General features: G+C 69.0%; 13 protein-coding genes. 5 read left to right on the top strand and 8 right to left on the bottom strand.

What is annotated here, in order from left to right; translation table 11 throughout:
• Positions 1 to 311 precede the first annotated feature (311 nt).
• From BLU81_RS37500 to BLU81_RS37515, 4 genes are all read left to right on the top strand, one after another.
• Complete coding sequence (locus BLU81_RS37500) at positions 312 to 3,782, top strand: sensor histidine kinase (protein WP_092558193.1); 3,471 nt, start codon at positions 312 to 314, stop codon at positions 3,780 to 3,782.
• The gene (locus BLU81_RS37505; RefSeq protein WP_067706828.1) at positions 3,779 to 4,183 is read left to right on the top strand and encodes a roadblock/LC7 domain-containing protein; all 405 of its coding nucleotides are present in this window, start codon (positions 3,779 to 3,781) and stop codon (positions 4,181 to 4,183) included. Before BLU81_RS37500 ends, BLU81_RS37505 begins: the two co-directional genes overlap by 4 nt.
• A 131-nt stretch (positions 4,184 to 4,314) precedes the next feature.
• Positions 4,315 to 4,692 (top strand): DUF742 domain-containing protein, encoded by a 378-nt coding sequence (locus BLU81_RS37510; RefSeq protein ID WP_092558195.1) that lies wholly within the window; start codon positions 4,315 to 4,317, stop codon positions 4,690 to 4,692.
• Between the two features lies 1 nt (position 4,693).
• Positions 4,694 to 5,281 (top strand): GTP-binding protein, encoded by a 588-nt coding sequence (locus BLU81_RS37515; protein ID WP_092552422.1) that lies wholly within the window; start codon positions 4,694 to 4,696, stop codon positions 5,279 to 5,281.
• A 475-nt stretch (positions 5,282 to 5,756) separates the two neighbouring features.
• Here BLU81_RS37515 and BLU81_RS37520 read toward each other — a convergent pair whose 3' ends face one another.
• The 5 genes from BLU81_RS37520 to deoC form a co-directional block, all read right to left on the bottom strand.
• Positions 5,757 to 8,111 (bottom strand): transposase, encoded by a 2,355-nt coding sequence (locus tag BLU81_RS37520; protein ID WP_092552425.1) that lies wholly within the window; start codon positions 8,109 to 8,111, stop codon positions 5,757 to 5,759.
• A gap of 67 nt (positions 8,112 to 8,178) precedes the next feature.
• The gene (locus BLU81_RS37525) at positions 8,179 to 9,036 is read right to left on the bottom strand and encodes a DNA primase (RefSeq protein ID WP_092552428.1); all 858 of its coding nucleotides are present in this window, start codon (positions 9,034 to 9,036) and stop codon (positions 8,179 to 8,181) included.
• Positions 9,037 to 9,130: 94 nt separating this feature from the next.
• Positions 9,131 to 9,970, bottom strand: a complete 840-nt coding sequence (locus BLU81_RS37530) for an aldehyde dehydrogenase family protein (RefSeq protein WP_373873319.1) — start codon at positions 9,968 to 9,970, stop codon at positions 9,131 to 9,133.
• Positions 9,963 to 11,387: an aldehyde dehydrogenase family protein gene (locus BLU81_RS37535; RefSeq protein ID WP_092552434.1), complete on the bottom strand. Its 1,425-nt coding sequence runs from the start codon at positions 11,385 to 11,387 to the stop codon at positions 9,963 to 9,965. The genes BLU81_RS37530 and BLU81_RS37535 overlap by 8 nt, the downstream gene beginning before the upstream one ends.
• Positions 11,388 to 11,392: 5 nt before the next feature.
• A complete protein-coding gene (deoC, locus tag BLU81_RS37540; protein WP_092552437.1) occupies positions 11,393 to 12,322 on the bottom strand; it encodes a deoxyribose-phosphate aldolase in 930 nt (309 codons plus the stop codon).
• Between the two features lie 60 nt (positions 12,323 to 12,382).
• Between deoC and upp the strand changes: the two genes are divergently transcribed.
• The gene (gene upp, locus BLU81_RS37545; protein WP_092552440.1) at positions 12,383 to 13,015 is read left to right on the top strand and encodes a uracil phosphoribosyltransferase; all 633 of its coding nucleotides are present in this window, start codon (positions 12,383 to 12,385) and stop codon (positions 13,013 to 13,015) included.
• Positions 13,016 to 13,452: 437 nt separating this feature from the next.
• Here upp and BLU81_RS37550 read toward each other — a convergent pair whose 3' ends face one another.
• Genes BLU81_RS37550 through BLU81_RS37560 form a run of 3 tightly spaced genes read right to left on the bottom strand, consistent with a single transcriptional unit; the run spans position 13,453 to position 17,951 of the window.
• Entirely contained in the window at positions 13,453 to 13,941 is a 489-nt protein-coding gene (locus BLU81_RS37550; protein WP_092552443.1) for an NUDIX hydrolase, read from the bottom strand.
• A 10-nt stretch (positions 13,942 to 13,951) separates the two neighbouring features.
• Positions 13,952 to 15,100 carry a glycosyltransferase gene (locus BLU81_RS37555; RefSeq protein WP_092552446.1) on the bottom strand — a complete coding sequence of 383 codons (1,149 nt, stop codon included), beginning with the start codon at positions 15,098 to 15,100 and terminating at the stop codon, positions 13,952 to 13,954.
• Positions 15,093 to 17,951, bottom strand: a complete 2,859-nt coding sequence (locus tag BLU81_RS37560; protein ID WP_092552449.1) for a bifunctional glycosyltransferase/CDP-glycerol:glycerophosphate glycerophosphotransferase — start codon at positions 17,949 to 17,951, stop codon at positions 15,093 to 15,095. Before BLU81_RS37560 ends, BLU81_RS37555 begins: the two co-directional genes overlap by 8 nt.
• Between the last annotated feature and the right edge of the window lie 25 nt (positions 17,952 to 17,976).

A 17,976-nucleotide genomic window follows, 5' to 3' on the forward strand; every position in this document is an offset into this window, starting at 1 on the left:
GGAACCGAGTCATCGTCACTTCTATCGCGATCGACTACGATCGGGACCCGGTCGGCCTGCATCCACCCCCCAACGCTGCGCCGACCTACGAAGTGACCTTGAGATATGTGCAGCTCCACAGGTAGTGATATTGAGACCGGCGATGTCCAACTGCGAGGTTGCAACATCGCGGCACACAACCGGTCCGTGTCCGCCTGCTCTTTCTCTTTGACACTTGTCGTGATGGAATCTCGGGGGCCCGACGTCGGCGAGTCGGCCGTGTGCGGTGTCCGGTGAGCCGAAAGCCGGGCCCGAATCAGGAGGACGGTGACGTGAGCAAGCGCCCCAGTAGCGCGAACGGCGTCATGTCGCGTCTGCGCCGACCCGCGGGTCGGCTGCGAGACCTACCGATCTGGTCCAAGCTTGGCCTGATCATGTTGGTGCCGACAGTGGCGACCATCATCGTCGGTGTCAACGGACTTGTTGACCACATCGACGAAGCCAGTAACGCGGAGCGTGCACGCACCCTCTCGGTGCTCTCCGAAGCCTCCGGTGGTCTGGTCGACCACCTACAGGCGGAGCGCACCTTTGGCGTAATCATCACGAAGACCGCGACGGACAATGCGGCGGCCTTCAAGACAGCGGTCGACCGGTACAGCAAGGAACACGGCGAGGTCGACGACGCCAAGGCGCCGTACGTCCAGCAGAAGGCCGCCCTAGAGGACGTGCCGGACAACGTGGGCGATCTGCTGCTGCGTCTGGACCGCAACCTGGAGGACCTACCCACCTTCCGCAGCCGGGTCGCCAAGGGCGATGAGGACCAGAACAACGTCCTGACCACCTACGACCAGCTGATCAACGACCTTCTCCAGGTTCGCGACATCTCGGCGCAGCTCGCCAACGACCAGACCCTGAGCGACCGGCTCCGGGTCGTGGCCGCGGTGGCCCGTGCCAAGAACTACGTCGCCGAGCAGCGCTACATCGGCCAGGACGTGGTCGCCTCCGGGCAGCTCACTAACGGCCTGCGCAAGAACTTCCTGGAGACGCAGACCGGCTACCAGCTGGCCGAGGACACCCTCGGGGCAGTCGGTAACGCCGAGGAGACGGACTACTTCAACAACACCGTCGCCGGCCCGAAGCGCCAGGCCGCGGAAAACTGGATCACCCCGCTGATGTCGCTGCAGGGCAGCAACAACTCCGCGATCCCGTTCTCCTCAGCCGAGTGGGAGCAGGACCTGTCCGGTTACAACGACCTGTTCCGGCAGGTCGAGGTCGAGTTCGACCGGAAGATCGTGGCCCAGGCCACCGAGCTGCGGAACGGCACGAACCAGGCGGTCTTCCTGGAGACGAGCCTGCTGCTCGGCATGCTGCTGCTGGCCATCCTGTTCGCCTGGTTGGTCGCCCGGTCGATGGCGCGCTCACTGCGTGAACTGCGCCAGGGTGCTCTCGCTGTCGCCCAGTTCGGCCTGCCGCACGCGGTGAGCCGGCTACGTGATCCGGCGCTCTCCGCGTCGCTCACACCGGCACAGGTCGCCGACCAGATCGCCGAACCCCTACCGGTGCGAAGCCGGGACGAGTTCGGGCAGGTGACCGAGGCGTTCAACGCGGTCCACCTCGAGGCGGTTCGTACCGCCGCCGAGCAGGCCGCACTACGTGCCTCCGTCGCGACGATGTTCGTCAACCTGGCCCGCCGTTCGCAGATCCTGGTCGACCGGCTCATCGGTCACCTGGACCGGCTGGAGCGTGGCGAGGAGGACCCGGACCGCCTGGCCGAGCTCTTCCAGCTCGACCACCTGGCCACCCGAATGCGTCGTAACGACGAGAACCTCCTGGTTCTCGCGGGCGCCGACTCGACCCGTGTGCAGCGGGAGCCGGCCGCTCTGATCGACGTGCTCCGCGCCGCGCAGTCCGAGGTCGAGCACTACACCCGCATCGAGTTCGGCATGATCGACCGGGACATCGAGGTCGCGGCACACGCCGTTAACGACATGGTCCACCTGGTCGCCGAGCTCTTCGACAACGCGACAGCGTTCTCGCCGCCGAACTCCAACGTCATGGTCGAGGCCCGCCGCATCGGTGACAACGCCGTGCTGACGGTCGAGGACCACGGCATCGGCATCAGCCGCGAGCAGCTCCGCGACCTCAACGAGCGGCTCGCCAATCCGCCGACGGTGGACGTCGCCGTCTCCCGGATGATGGGCCTGGTCGTGGTCGCACGGCTGGCCAGCCGGCACGCGGTCCGGGTCGAGCTTCGGCCCGCCGACCGCGAGCGCGGCACCGTCGCCGAGGTGGGCCTGCCCATCACGGTGCTGGCCGCCTCCGCCAACGCCCAGGTCCAGGGACTTCCGGGCCGGAACGCCTTCGACGGCGGACCCGGCTCCGGGATGCCCGGCTTCGGCGAGCCTCTCGCTCTGGAGAGCGGCGGCTACCACGGTTCGAACGGCAACAACGGTTCGAACGGCGGTAACGGTGGTTCGAACGGTTCGGTCCCGGCGTGGTCCGACCTCACCGGTGCGGCACCGTCCGGTTTCGGCGGCTACAACGCCGGTACCAACGGTTTCGGCGGATCGTCCAACGGCTTCGGTGGAGGTTCCACCAACGGCTTCGGTGGATCGCCGAACGGGTTCCATGGCCCGCGCAGCAACGAGGTGATCCCGCCGTTGCCGTCCGGTCCGCAGGGCTTCGCAGGCGGCCTGGACGATCTGGCCCAGCGTCGCAACGGTGGCGACTTCCGCCCCGAAGGCGACGGCAACGGGTTCGGACCGACCATCCCGCGTCAGCTCCCGGCCAACCCGAGTTCGTTCATGCCGCCGGTCTCGGCGCCCCCGGTTCCGCCGGTCTCGGCGCCTCCGGCCCGGCCTGTGTCGGCAGCGCCCTACTCCGCTCCGCCGGCCGAACCGGTGTCGGCTCAGCCGTACTCGCCGGCCGACCGGAACCCGTTCGCCTCGGCACCGCCGGCTTGGCCGCCGGTCGCCGCGGACCGGGACTCCACCCCGCACGTGCCGGAGAACCTGGCCGCCGCGCTCGACATGACTGCCGAGATCCCGCGGTTCCGCCCGGAGAACTACGAAGCTCAGCCGCAGGTGGCTCCGCCGATCAACCCGCAGACCATCCCGGTTCTGCCGAGTTCGGCTCTGTCGGCTGACATGCTCGACCCGGCGGAGGCTCAGGCCACTGCCGCCGCGCAGATGGCGTCGGCCCGTGAGGGCGCGGCTCCGTTCGCGGACGAGACGATGGAACTGCCGATCTTCCGGGAGCTGGAGTCGGCGTGGTTCGTCACGACGGCCGAGCCGGCCCGGCCCAAGGTGTCCGGTGTGGGCGAGGAATCAGTCGTCTCGCAGCGGATCCCGACCGGCGAGCCGATGCGGAGCGCTCCTGTTCCGCAACCGCAGCCGGTGGTGGTGCCGGAGGTTCGTGACTTCGATACCGCTAGTGTTGGTGCGCCGATGGCCGCTCCGGCTGCTCCGGCGGCCTACGGCAACGGGGACGCCCCTGCGGCGAACCCTTGGCGGACCGCGGCTGACGATGGCTGGCAGGCTGCCCGCCTGGCTGCTGAGACACCGATCGAGACCACCACCACTGCGGGTCTGCCGAAGCGCAAGCCGATGGCTCAGCTCGTCCCCGGCGGTGTGGAACGGGGCGGTAACTCCGTCCAGCGTCGTACGCCTGAGGGGGTTCGCGGTCTACTTTCCGCTTACCACCGTGGTGTGGCACGCGGTCGCACCAAGGAACAATCGACCAACCTGGAGGACACTCCGGGAGGGCAGCAGCCCTCGCAGGCTGGCAAGGAGCATGAGGCATGACATCTACGCAGGATCTGGGTTGGCTTCTGGCCAACTTCGCCGATCGCGTTCCCGGGGTCGCGCATGCGATCGCGGTCTCCGCCGACGGGCTGCTCCTGGCGTCGTCGCGAGACCTCCCGCGTGACCGCGCCGACCAGTTGGCGGCCATCGCGTCCGGCCTGGTAAGCCTGACGCAGGGCGCCGCGCGTTGCTTCGAGGGTGGCGCCGTCCTTCAGACGGTCGTCGAGATGGACAATGGTTTCCTGTTCCTGATGTCCATCTCCGACGGTTCCTCCTTCGCGGTCCTGGCCGCTCGGAGCTGCGATGTCGGTCAGGTCGGCTACGAGATGGCCCTCCTGGTCGACCGTGTCGGCGAAGCTTTGACCCCCGCGCCGCGCTCGGCGGCCGGGGTACTGGGCTGAACCGGTAGTGGGCCGGCACCATCCAGGGGTTTGTCAGGGGTTTTACGACCCCGGTAGGCTCAGCCGGCTACTGGTAGAAACTTTGATAACCAATACACTTCGAGGGGCCGAGGGAGGGGTTGACGGTGACGATGCCTGAACGCGATGAGCCGACTGGTGCGCTGGTCAGGCCGTACGCCATGACCCGCGGTCGGACCCGGCCGAAGCTTGAGATAGCGCTGGAAGCGCTGGTCGAGACAACCGTGCGCGGCCGTTCCGGAATGGGGCGCGGGCAGGGTGGAAGCGAGCATCAGTACATCGCGGCGATGTGCGACAACGGCCGGGTTCAGTCTCTGGCCGAAATCGCTGCACGCATGCAACTGCCGCTCGGTGTGGCACGTGTGATCGTTGCGGACATGGCCTCTGACGGCCTGGTCGCTGTGTACGAGCCCACCTCGCTCGAAGACGAGACTGACGCGGTAGGCACGGATCTGCTGGAAAGGGTGCTGAGTGGACTTCGCAGGCTCTGACATGTCGCACCGTCCCGCTGCGGGACGCGTGACATCGGCGAAGATTGTCATCGCCGGTGGCTTCGGCGTCGGTAAGACGACGCTGGTGGGGTCGGTCTCGGAGATCACCCCACTGACCACTGAGGCGATCATGACCTCGGCCGGTGTGGGTGTCGACGACAACCGGCAGGTGCCGGGCAAGACGACCACTACCGTGGCCATGGACTTCGGCCGTATCAGCATCGACCGGGACCTGATCCTGTACCTCTTCGGTACTCCGGGTCAGACACGTTTCTGGTTCATGTGGGACGAGCTGGTCCGGGGCGCCATCGGTGCGGTCGTCATGGTGGATACGCGTCGGCTCGCCGACTGCTTCGCCGCCATCGACTTCTTCGAGCACCGGAGGCTGCCGTACCTGGTGGCCATAAACTGCTTCGACGGGATGCAGTACCACAACGCGCAGGACGTTCGGGACGCTCTGGCGATCTCGAGCGACGTGCCCGTGGTGAGCTGTGACGCGCGTAACCGCGAGTCGACGAAGAACGTCCTCATCTCGCTTGTCGAGTATGTGCTGACGATGCGTCGCACTCGCGCTACCGCGCCTGCCTGAGCAGACTCCGCGACACTCGAGGTCGGGCCCGCACCCGCCTGACCTAGAGCCCCGCTTCGACGGCCTGGTTAACCCCACCGGCCGAAGCGGGGCTTTTGCGCGCTTTCCGGCCATTCGTCATCGTATACGAGTGATCACCCGTTGTCATCGCGAGGTCCGGGAAGCCGGATCAATCCGTATTGCCGGCGCAGTCGCTGAGAGCTCCCAGGCGGAGATTTCGACTCCCGGGGATGTGGGATTAGCGATGGCCTCCGGTCGGGGCGTGTGGAGCCGCTCAGCCCCCGCGCGGCCGATGAAAAGCGGGAGCCGCTCAGCGACCGCATGACGGAAGGCGATCAAGCATCATTCAGCGGCCGTGCGGCGGGTGGCGATCGGGCCCCTACCTCAACGCCCGCGTGCCGGATGGCGATCGCATGCCAGCAACAAAGAAGACCGCGCCCCACACGGGTCGCGGTCTCCTTGTCGGTCGGGTCGGTCAGCGGTTGCCGGCGTTGTTGCTGCGGAACTCGTCGGCGGGCTGGCCGTCGCGGCTGAAGTCCCAGCCGCCGGCGGCCTCCCGGCCCGGGCGCCCGCCCATGGCGAAGCCGCCGATCTCCTGCCCACGCCGCCAGCCACGGAAGTAGCCGGTGGTGTGCGCCGCGATGGAGGCGGCGTCGCGGACTATCCGCACCGGCCGTTCCTCGGTGCGGGACGAGCCGGGGACCAGGTTGGCCTGGGGCACACGTTTCGGCAGACCGGCGTTCGTCTCCGCGGCGACGGCCGGGGTAGCGGCCTTCTGCGCGGCACGCCAGGCGGAGTCGTTCGGGTTGGACCAGTTGACGTCGGTGTCCTCGGTGGTGCCGGTGAACCACGCGGAGCGGGCGGCGGCGAAGATCAGCAGGTCACCGTCGTTGCCGTCGGCCGAGACCGGCGGGGCGCTGCTCCGGTCCAGTGCGGTGATCCGGGTCGAGCGCTCGTCGTCCCGGCGGGCCGGCGGGGAGCCGCCGAGCTGGTCGAGCCCGGGAAGCCGGGCCCGGCCGCCGTTGCTGCGGGGCTGGTCGGCGAGACGGCGCTCCAGCGGCGAGGGCTCCTGCGGCATGTCCTGCCACGGCGGCTTGATCCGGCTGTCCGGAGCGGGGCTGACCGATGCCGCCGGAGACTGCCGGGACGGCAGATCGGAGCCGGACTTCAGACCCGACCGGGTGGGCAGCGACGGCGCCGAGGACCGGGTGGGCAGCGACGGCGTCGAGGATCGGGACGGCAGCGGTGGTGCCGTGGCTCCCCGGGTGGGCAGCGACGGTGCCGACGGGCGGGACGGCAGATCGGGCCGGGCGGCCTCGTCCTTGTCGCCGTTGAGTAGCGGCCAGTTGGCCCGCGACCCGGGCTCCGGGGACTCCAGCGGCGTCCGCGGAGACTCCAGCGGCGTCCGCGGGGTCTGCAACGGGAGGCTGAAGTCGGTGGCGCCGTTGGTGGCTGCCGCGGGCGGCCGGGCGCTCGTCGGTGGGCGCGGCGGGATGACCGTGCGCCGCTCGGACCGGGCCCGGTTGAGCTCGGCGTTGGTCAGGGTCGGGCGGAACGGCTCGCCGGCGTCGGCCGGGCTGCTCACACCGGGCGGCGGCACCGAAGTCGGGGTGGAGGGGTTGCGGGTCGCCGGGGCCGGGCGGGTGCCGGGCGTGATCGGCGTCATGCCGGGCGGGGGCGGCGGCACCGACACCGGCCGGTTCAACGGTCCGGTGGCGCGGCCGGGCAGCCCGTTAGCGGCGGCCGGGGCGACCGGCGGGGCCATCAGCGGGTCCGGAGCGGACGGCATGGTGGTCATCGCCTGCGGCATGGCCGGGCCGCTGCCGGTGGAGACCGGCTCGGGACGGTTGCGGCGGCCGAACCGGGCGACGTCGCCGGTGCCACTGCTCGGCACCGGCTGGAGCGCGGGCGGCTCGGAGACACGGCGTGCGCTGCGACGGCCGACGTTCGGCCCACCGATGCCGGGCGGGGTGGCCCGGGCGGCGAGAGTGCCGATCAGGGCGGAACAGGCGGCGTCGCAGGCGCGGACCGCGGAGATGGCCTTGCGGACCGCCTCGGCGGCGGCCGGTGACAGGGACTTGTTGACCCCGCCCCGGCGCGGCGACTCGCTGACCGCGACCTGCAGAGCGGTGATCGCGCTGGTCAGCTCGCTCTCGCTGCCGGAACCGGCGCGGACCAGATCGGCGGCGATCTCGCGGGCCGCCGGGGCAGGACCGGCGAGACGGCCCGGCTCGGGCATCGCGTCGAGAACGGCGAGGGCGGTCGGGTGGGACGGGTCCGGGAACGCCCGGAGCGCCGCCGGATAGAGCTCGCGCAGGACCTCGCGCAGGGCGACGGAAGCGGCGTTCCGGCCGACCAGCATGGCCACGTGGGCCGCCAGGACCGGCTTGTAACTGACCAGCTCGCGCGGTGCCGGCAAGGTCACCGCCGCGATCGCGCCGGCCTGCAGCGCCCGGGCCAGGCCCACGGCCCGCCGGGCGGCTGCCGGCGCGGAGATCTCCTCGGGGGAGTCGTCGTCGGAGAAGCGCTCGGCGTAGTCGTCGGCCGCGTCGTCGTCGACTACCACCAGTGGCCGGCCGGCCGCGGTGAGCAGTGACGTGACGACGTGGTCGTCGCTGTCCGCGGCGACCGCCGCGTCGCTGAAACCGGTCGTCCGCTCCACGAGCAGCGTCCCCAGCTGGGCGTAGCCAGTCGGTTCGTCGCTGATCTCGTGGACACCGAGCAGCCGGCCTGCGTCATCCACCACGGCGACGGTCAGCGGAGCGGCCGAGGCCGAACGCACCGAATCATCAGCCGACGCCAGACCGCAGTACACGCGCACGAGCGCCACGTCGTCGTCTCCTCCCCGCCAAGTGCTTCTCTTCTACGACCAGGGATTGATGTTCCCTGGTAATCGGTCAGTCACGCCAGTCCACAGCGGCGGAGATCTTTCCGATCACCGAACGCCAGCCGAGACTCGCCTGCTGTGCGCCGATCTTCTTCAACCGGCGGCGGCCGAAGAATCCACCCATCCCGCCCTTCTCGGCGGTCCGGAGGGAGTCGTCGAGGTCGTCCAGCGGCGAACCGGGCGACAGTGCCAGGATCACCGGCTTGATGCGGAGTCCGAAACCGAGGTCGCGGGCCACTTCACCGGCGTTGATGAGCAGCGGCAGGTCCCACGTGTCATGACCGCCACGCAGGTTTTCCACCACGAGGTCGAGCTCGTAGCGGTCCTCCGGCAGGGGGTCGATGTCGCTCGACTGTACCCGCTCCACCAGGTCGGCCCAGGTGTCCAATTGTGCGAGATCGTGCGGAGCACCCGAACGAAGGAAGGAGACCAGTGCCTCTGAGCTCTTGAAAGCGATCAGTCGGCCCTTGTGACTGAGGAACATGGGTACTTCCTCGTCATCCGCCTGGGCGGCGGGCTCATCCTCGAAGTCGGCCGAGTCAGGCTCCTCGGTGGAACCCTCCTTGCCGTCCACGGGCTCGCCGTCGGCGATGAGAGCCTCGTACTCCTCGTCGACGATGACCTCTTCCTCCTCGGCGCGCTTGCGGCGGGCCTCGAAGGGGTCGTCCTCGTCGACCACGACCTCGGTCGGGGTGAGCTCGGATGCCTTCCGGTACGCCCGGAGGGTCAGACCCACCCCGCCCGGCAGGGCGATCTCGACCGGCTCGACTCGGGCTTGCTCCCAGAGCTCCCGCCCGGAAGACCCCTCGGGCGAGGACTTCTCCGCCACCGGCGCGGACGCCTCGGGCTCGTCGGACTGGCTGGTCACGGTGACCTCCGGGTGATCTGGGGGTGGTGGGACGGGTGACTCTGGGCACACACCCTAGTCGGCAACGCTGTGTGACAGCCGCCCCGGTAGCCCCTCAGTAGCCCTTCGGATGCCACACGGTCTTCGTCTCCAGCAGTGCCGTCATCGGGCGCAGCCCGGGATCCGCGGTGAAATCGGTGGCCCCCGACGGCCGGATCACCCTCTTCAGCGTCCCTGCGGCGGCCCTTTCCAGCTCGGCCGCCAGCTCCGGGTGCTCGACTCCGGTGAGATCGATCGCGTTGACGTCGGCGTGTGAGGCGAGCCACGGTGCGGTCTCGGCGTGCCGGCCGGTGAGCAGGTTCACCACACCGCCCGGAACGTCCGAAGTGGCCAGCACCTCGGCCAGCGTGACCGCGATCTTGGGTCCGCCGGCGAGCACGACCACCGTGTTTCCGGTCACGATCGCCGGGGCGATGACACTGACCAGGCCCAGCAACGAGGCCGGCGCGACCACCGCGACGACTCCGGTCGGTTCCGGGGCGGAGACGTTGAAGAACGGCCCGGCCACCGGGTTGGCACCGCCGGCCACCTGGGCGATCTTGTCGGACCAGCCCGCGTACCAGACCCAGCGGTCGATCGCGGCGCTCACTTCCGCGCCGGGCACGCCCAGCGCGGCGAACTCGGTCCGGCGGGACTCGATCATCTCGGCGATCCGGTAGAGCACCTGACCGCGGTTGTACGCCGTGGCGCCGGCCCATTTCGGCTGGGCGGCGCGGGCCGCGACCACGGCGTCCCGGGCGTCCTTGCGCGAGGCGAGGGCCACGTTGTCGCCGTCCACCACGAAGGTCCGTCCTGACTCGCTACGGGGGAACTTGCCACCGATATAGAGCTTGTAGGTCTTGCGCACGGAGAGCCGGACCGGCTCGGTCACCGGCGGCTTGGTTGACTTAGGCAAGGTAAGCCTCCAGGCCGTGACGGCCACCTTCGCGGCCGTAGCCGGATTCCTTGTAGCCGCCGAACGGCGACGCCGGGTCGAACTTGTTGAACGTGTTGGCCCAGACGACCCCGGCCCGGAGCTGGTCGGCCACGGCCAGGATCCGCGAGCCCTTCTCGGTCCAGATGCCGGCGGACAGCCCGTACGGCGTGTTGTTGGCCTTGGCGACCGCTTCGTCCGGGGTCCGGAAGGTGAGCACCGACAGCACCGGCCCGAAGATCTCCTCGCGGGCGATCCGGTGGGCTTGGGTGACTCCCGTGAAGATCGTCGGCGCGAACCAGAAGCCCCGGTCCGGCAGCGAACACTCCGGCGACCAGCGCTCCGCGCCTTCTTGCGACCCTATTTCCGACAATTCGGTAATGCGGGCCAACTGGGCGGCCGAGTTGATCGCCCCGATGTCGGTGTTCTTGTCGAGCGGGTCACCGACGCGCAGGGTGGCCATCCGGCGTTTCAGAGACGCCATCACCTCATCGAAAGCGGACTCCTGCACCAGCAACCGCGACCCGGCGCAACAGACATGTCCCTGGTTGAAGAAGATCCCGTTGACGATGCCCTCGACCGCCTGATCGATCGGCGCGTCGTCGAACACGATGTTCGCCGCCTTGCCGCCCAGTTCCAGCGTGAGCCGCTTGCCGGTGCCGGCCACCGACCGGGCGATCTCCCGGCCCACCTCGGTCGACCCGGTGAACGCCACCTTGTTCACGTCGGGGTGCTGCACCAGGTGGGCCCCGGTGTCACCGGCCCCGGTGACGATGTTGACCACGCCGGCCGGCAGTTCGGCCTGTCGGCAGACGTCGGCGAAGAAGAGCGCGGACAGCGGGGTGGTCTCGGCCGGCTTGAGCACCACGGTGTTGCCGGTCGCCAGTGCGGGCGCGATCTTCCAGGCCAGCATGAGCAGCGGGAAGTTCCACGGGATGACCTGCGCGGCCACGCCGAGTGGTCTCGGGTCGGGACCGAACCCGGCGTACCCCAGTTTGTCGGCCCAGCCCGCGTAGTAGAAGAAGTGCGCCGCCACCAGGGGCAGGTCGACGTCGCGCGACTCCTTGATCGGCTTGCCGTTGTCCAGCGACTCCAGCACGGCCAGTTCGCGGGACCGCTCCTGGATGATCCGGGCGATGCGGAACAGGTATTTCGCACGCTCGCTGCCGGGCAGCGCCGACCAGTTGCCGAAGGCGCGCCGGGCGGCGGCCACCGCGCGGTCCACGTCCTCCGGGCCGGCCGCGGAGACCTCGGCCAGCACCTCCTCGGTGGCCGGGTTGACCGTCTTGAAGACGTTGCCGTCCTTGCCGTCGTCGAACGAGCCGTCGATGAACAGGCCGTAGGACGAGGCGATCTCTACTACGGAACGGGATTCCGGAGCCGGTGCGTACTCGAACATGGGCCTCAGTCCAGGGTGAAGTAGTCGGGGCCCGCGTAGTGGCCGGTGGTCAGCTTGGTGCGTTGCATGAGCAGGTCGTTGAGCAGCGAGGAGGCGCCGAACCGGAACCGGTCGGGGTGCAGCCACTCGTCGCCCACGGTCTCGTTGATCAGCACCAGGTACTTGATGGCGTCCTTGGTGGTCTTGATGCCGCCGGCCGGTTTGACCCCGATGATCCGGCCGTGCCGATCCCGGAAGTCACGGACCGCCTCCAGCATGACCAGCGTGATCGGCAGGGTGGCGTTGACGCTCACCTTGCCGGTCGAGGTCTTGATGAAGTCGGCACCGGCCAGCATCGCCAGCCAGGAGGCGCGCCGGATGTTGTCGTACGTCCCCAGCTCACCCGTCTCCAGGATCACCTTGAGGTGAGCGTCGCCGCACGCCTGTTTGACCGCGGTGATCTCGTCGAAGACGTGCGTGTAGTCGCCGGCCAGGAACCGGCCCCGGCTGATCACCATGTCGATCTCGTCGGCACCGGCGGCCACCGCGTCCCGGGTGTCGGCCAGCTTGACCTCCAGCGGCGCCTGACCGGACGGGAAGGCGGTCGCCACGCTGGCCAGGTGGACTCCCGAACCGGCCAGGGCGGCGGCCGCGACGGGTGCCATCGCCGGGTAGACGCAGATCGCCGCGACCGACGGGCAGGCCGGATCGGCGGGGTCGGGCCGGATCGCCTTCGCGCAGAGCGCGCGCACCTTGCCGGGGGTGTCGGCGCCTTCGAGCGTGGTCAGGTCGACCATCCGGATGGCGAGGTCGATCGCCGCCGCCTTGGAGCCCGCCTTGACCGAGCGGGTGGCGAGCGCCGCGGCCCGCGCCTCGACGCCCACCTTGTCGACCCCGGGCAGGCCGTGCAGGAACGAGCGGAGATCGGACGGTTCAGCGGGCGCTGTCACAGTCATGAAAGGGATTCTACGCAACCCTGTGACAGTTGATCTTGATTGAACGATAGGTTGTCAGCCGTGGACGTCCTTGTAGTAGATCACCCGCTGGCCCAGACGCGACTCACCGCGATGCGCCGCACCGACACCGACTCCGGTGTCTTCCGCTCCTCGCTGCACGAGCTGACCACCATGGTGGTCTACGAGGCCGCCCGGCTCTTCGCCGTCGAGAAATACCCCATCGAGACCCCGGTCGCGGCCACCGAGGGCACCCGGCTGGCCACCCCGCCGCTGATCGTCCCGGTGCTCCGGGCCGGTCTGGGTATGGCCGACGCCGCCCTCGGGCTGCTTCCCGAGTCGTCGATGGGCTTCGTCGGCCTGGCCCGCGACGAACAGACCCACGAGCCGCGCGCCTACATGGAGTCGCTCCCGGTCGACCTGGCGAACCAGCCGGTCCTGGTCCTCGACCCGATGCTCGCCACCGGCGGTTCGCTGCTGCACTGCTGCAACCTGCTCGCCGACCGCGGCTGCACCGACATCATCATCTGCTGCGTGCTGGCCGCCCCCGAGGGCATCGAGCGCCTGGCGAACTCCGGCCTGCCGCTGCGCCTGATCACGGCGTCGATCGACGAGGGCCTGAACGAGAAGGCCTACATCGTCCCCGGCCTCGGCGACGCCGGTGACCGCCAGTTCGGCGGCATGCGCCGCTTCTGAAAACCGGGTCAACCGCGTTTCTGATACGCCACTGAGGCACCACAACCGCACCACCCCGCCCTGCCGCGTCCCCGCTAGGTCCGGCGACGGCCGGGGCCGCCCAGCGCCCGCCGGGCCGAATGCGGTTCCCCCGGTGTGGTGACTTATGGTGCGCTCCGCGCCCCAAGTCACCACACGAACTGCGGTGGGCACTTGTGTGGTGACGTGTGGTGCGTTCCGCGCCCTAACTCGGCACGCAGCGCGCGTGGGCGGGTGCCAGGGCGCGGCTGGCTTTTGTGTGGTGGGTTGCGGTGCGGAACGCACCGCAACCCACCACACGGAACCACCGCATTCGGCCCGGAAGTCGCTGGGTGGCCTCGGCCGTCGCCGGACCTCGCGGGGACGCGACAGGGCGGGCCGGTGCGGTGGTGGGGCCGAGCGGCGTATCCGGCCAGGGTTTAGAGGGTGTTGAAGTTCCAGCTCGTCGCGCGGCCGTCGGTGAACGGCATGACGCCGTGGAACGCCTCGGGCTTCTCGGCGAAGACGAGTGGCAGGAAATGGCGGTCGGACTCCCACATCGGGAGTTTTCCGGCCAGTATGTCGGCGATCTCGACCCAGTGCAGGCTGCCCTCGTCGTTGCCGTCCAGCGGCGTGCCGGTCCAGGCGGTGATCCGGAACAGGAAGCCGAACCAGTTGGCGCCGTCGCGACCGAACCCGGGCCAGGAGACCGTGCCGGCCAGTTCGAGCGCGGTGCAGTCGATGCCGGCTTCCTCGTGGATCTCCCGGCGCATCCCGGCGACGACGTCCTCGCCGGGCTCCAGCTTGCCGCCCAGGCCGTTGTAGTAGCCGTAGTGGATGTCGTCGGCCCGGGTGTCCCGCCGGATCATCAGAACACGCTGACGATCCGGCGAGAAAATGTAACCGAGGGTAGCGAGGATGGCGTGCATTCCGGGAACCTTAACGGTCCAGGAGTGTGAACAGCGCCTCCCAGCGGTCCATGATGCTGTCCGGGGTGTAGCGCTGCACCGTCTCGCGTCCGGCGGCACCGAGCCGGACCCGCAGATCGTGGTCCTCGATCAGCCGGCTGAGGGCGTCCGCGAAACCGGGCACGTTACCCGAAGTGATCACCAGGCCGCCGCTGACGTCGTCGTCGATCAGTTCCCGGATGCCGGGGGCGCAGTCGAACGACACGACCGGCAGCCCGTAGGCCAGAGCTTCCATCAGTGCGATCGGGAAGCCCTCCTGACGGGACGGCAGCACGTAGATCGACGACGACGCGAGGACGCTGTCGATGACGTTGGTCTTGCCCCGGAACAGGGTGGTGTCGTCGAGGTTCAGTTCCCGGGCGAGTGTCCGCAGCGCCTGCTCGTTCGGGCCGGCGCCGTAGATCTCCAGTTGCCAGTCCGGGTGCCGCGGCCCGACCTGTGCCCACGCCTCGAGCAGCATGTCGAGGCCCTTCTCGTGCGAGAGCCGGCCGAGTGTCACGACCCGCTTCTCGTTGAGAGTGGGCAGCGTCTTCGGGGTGACCATCAGCGGGTTCGGCATGGCACCGACGTTGGACATGCCGGCCCGGGCCCAGGCGTCGGCGTCCGCGTCGGTCAGGGACAGGTGCATGTCCATGCCGGTGTAGAACTTCTTCACCCGGGCGAACCGGCTGCTGGCGCGGCAGGCCTCGTACGACTCGTGGGACATGCCGATGACCTGCATGCCGGTGGTGTCCGCGGCGGCCACCCACTCGCCGGCCCAGACCTGGGCGGCGATCACGACGGCGCCGGTGCCGCCGGTGCGCAGGATCTCGTTGAGCCGGCGGACGCCGCCCTCGAAGATCTGCTGCCGTTTGCGCTCCTGCAGTCCCCGGCCGGGGTTCAGCGCCGCGATCCCGGTCGCCTTCTCGCGCCGGGGCAACCGGTCGGCGTGCAGGATCATCGTCTGGTACGGCGGTTCGGCGCCGAAGTCCCGCTCGTTGACCGCCGGTTCCACGCCGATCAGCCGGACCCGGTGCCCGCGGGCGGTGAACAGCCGGGCGACGTCGTGCGCCCACTGGTTCAGGCCGCCGAGCTCGTTCACGGTGTTGCAGACGATGAAGATGTCACGATGTTCAGCCACGGCGGGTCCCCGTCCCGAAGAAGCGGTCGACGACGGCCTTGGCGGCGTCTCCGGTGTCGTATTCCCCGAACTCGGCGACGAACTGCCGCCGCTTCTCGGTGAACGTGGTCGTGTTGCCGTCCAGGTCGGCCAGCGCGGCGAACAGGTCTTCCGAGGTGCGGGTCAGCGGTCCCGGTGCGGTTTCGGCGAGGTCGAAGTACGACCCGCGGGTGGAGCCGACGTAATGGTCGTAGTCCGGCACGTGGAAGATCATCGGCCGGTTCAGCAGCGCGTAGTCGAACATCACCGACGAGTAGTCGGTGATCAGCGCGTCCGAGATCTGCAGCAGCGGCGTGATGTCGTGCACGCCCGCGACGTTACGAACCGAGTGACCGTAGGCCGGCGGAAGCGCGAAGGACACCAGGTAGTGCGGGCGGACCAGCAGGACCATGTCATCACCGAACCGGTGGGTGAACTCGCTCAGGTCGAACGGCAGGCGCAGGCCCGAGCGGCGGTTCACCTCCTCCGGGCGGAAGGTCGGCGCGTACAGCACCACCTTCCGGTCGTCGGTGAGACCGATCTGCTTGCGCAGCTTCGCGATCTCCTCGTCGTTGCCGCCCTTGACCAGGACGTCGTTACGCGGGTAGCCGACCCGGAGCAGTTCCGCGCCGACCTGCAGGCCACGGGCGAGGGTCCGCTCGTCGTGCCCGGAACGGACCATGAAGTAGTCGAACCGGTCGATCGCCCGGTTCATCCGGGCCTGCTGGGCCTCGGACTGCCGTTTGACGTCGGCCTGGTCGAAACCCATCCGCTTGAACGCCGAACCGTGCCACGTCTGGATGTAGCTGGTCTCCGGCCGTTTGCGCAGGTCGTGCGGGAAGCCCTGGTTGTCGATCCAGAACTCGGCCTGGGCGAGTGCCTGCAGGTACGCCCACGAGTTGCGCTTGACCAGCTTGACGTCGGAGGGGAAACCGGTCGGCTGCGAGGCGTACACCCAGATCGGGTTGAACTTGACGCCCCGGCGCTTCATCTCCTCGTAGATGGCGCGCGGGCTGTCCGAGAACTGCTTGCCCATGTGGCTCTCGAAGACCACGGAGCCCTTTTTGATCGGCATCTTGAGGAAGACGTTCTCGTACCAGGAGAGCTTGGTGGCCCGGGTGTTGCGGCTCTGGCGGATCGACTTCTGGAAGGCGGCGGCCCGGGCCCACGCGCGGGCACCGAAGTGCGTGTTGCGCACGCCGGTGATCGCCGCGGTGCCCAGTTTGGCGGCGCCGCCGTCGGCGTCCAGGCGCAGCGCCAGGTTGCCGCTGTCGGTGCGGTACCCCTGGAGCAGGTCGGCGGTGAGGCGGCTCAGCCGGGGACGGGTCGGTATCCGGATCGTGTCGAGCACGTCGTCGTCGGCGAAGAGGGCCAGGCTGGCGCTCTCGGCCCCGACCGTGATGTGCAGGCGCACCGAGTACAACGGGTCGATCAGGCCGACCGGGCGCAGGTCCTTCTCCGGCTCGAAGACGGCGTTCCAGACGATCCGCTGCTCGTCGACGGAGAGCTGCGCCTTCACCTTGAAGATCCGCTGCTTGCTGCGCCGGTCGGCGATGACCAGCTGAGCTTTCGGCGCGGACTCGACGGTGATCCGGCCGAGCGGGTTGGCGAACGAACCGGTGATGGTGACCAGGTCACCGTCGCGGTGCAGGCTCTCGACCGCGCCACCGAGGCGCAGCTTGCTGAGCTGGCGGTCCTGGAAGCCCATCTCCGTGACGTCCAGCACCTCGCGGCCCAGCGGATCGTCCAGGTGCCGGTCGCCCCAGTAGACCCGGCCGTCCTGGATCACCAGTTCGGCGGTCAGGTGTGGCTGGTACGGCTTGTAGACCATGTAGTCGTGCAGCGCGGCCACACCGTGGTAGTCGCCCTGCCGGACCAGGTAGGCGGCCATCGCGGGCAGCGGCTTGGCCTCCCGGAACGCGGCGTCGGGGAGGGTCTGCACGTACGGCCGGGCGACCTCGATCATGGCCCGCTGGTTCTCCTCGGACTGCCGGCTCAGCCGGGCGAGGTGGACGCGCAGGTCGTTCTCGATGAACCGGATGTCCTTCTGCAGGCGCAGGTCACCGGCGTCGTACTTGTCCAGCAGCTCGTCGATCTTGCGGGAGATGGCCATCCGGTCGGTGATGTTGCGGATCTCGGCGGCCCGGCGGGTGATCGAGAGATTCACCGCTTTGCGCTCGATGTTCCACGTGTAGATGCGCTGCGGGATGATCGCGATCTTCTTGGCCGCGAGGTACGAGTGCGCCGCGAACAGGTTGTCCTCGTAGAGCCGGTCCTCCACGAAGAGCAGGTTCTCCCGGATCAGGAAGTCGTGCCGGTAGAGCTTGTTCGTCGACAGCACGTCGTAGAGCAGCTCGGGCTGCTCGTGCAGCGACTCGTAGACCACCTTGCGGCTCACCAGCCACGGCATCCACGAGGACTCCTTGCCGGTGATCACGTCGTGCCGGACGCACCGGCCGATGACCATGTCGGCTTCGGTCTGCTCGGCCTCGGCCACCAGGTTGCGGCAGGCGTGCTGATCGAGGGTGTCGTCGCTGTCGAGGAACATGATGAAACGGCCGCGGGCCGCGGCGATCCCGGTGTTACGAGGCTTCCCCGCGTGCCCGGAGTTGGCGGGCAGGCGGATGAAACGCACCGCGTCCGGGTGCTCGGCCACCAGTTTCTCGACCACCGCATCGGTGCCGTCGGTGCTGTGGTCGTCGACCACGATCACCTCGTGATCGCGCAACGACTGGTCCAGGACCGAGCGCACCGCGTTCGCGACCCGGCCGGCGTCGTTGTAGGAGATGACCACAACTGTGACAGCAGGAGTCCTGGACTGGGACGAGGTCACGGTTGACGTGCTCCTTATCTACAAG

Origin of the sequence: Actinoplanes derwentensis (assembly GCF_900104725.1) — a bacterium.
Taxonomy (GTDB): domain Bacteria; phylum Actinomycetota; class Actinomycetes; order Mycobacteriales; family Micromonosporaceae; genus Actinoplanes; species Actinoplanes derwentensis.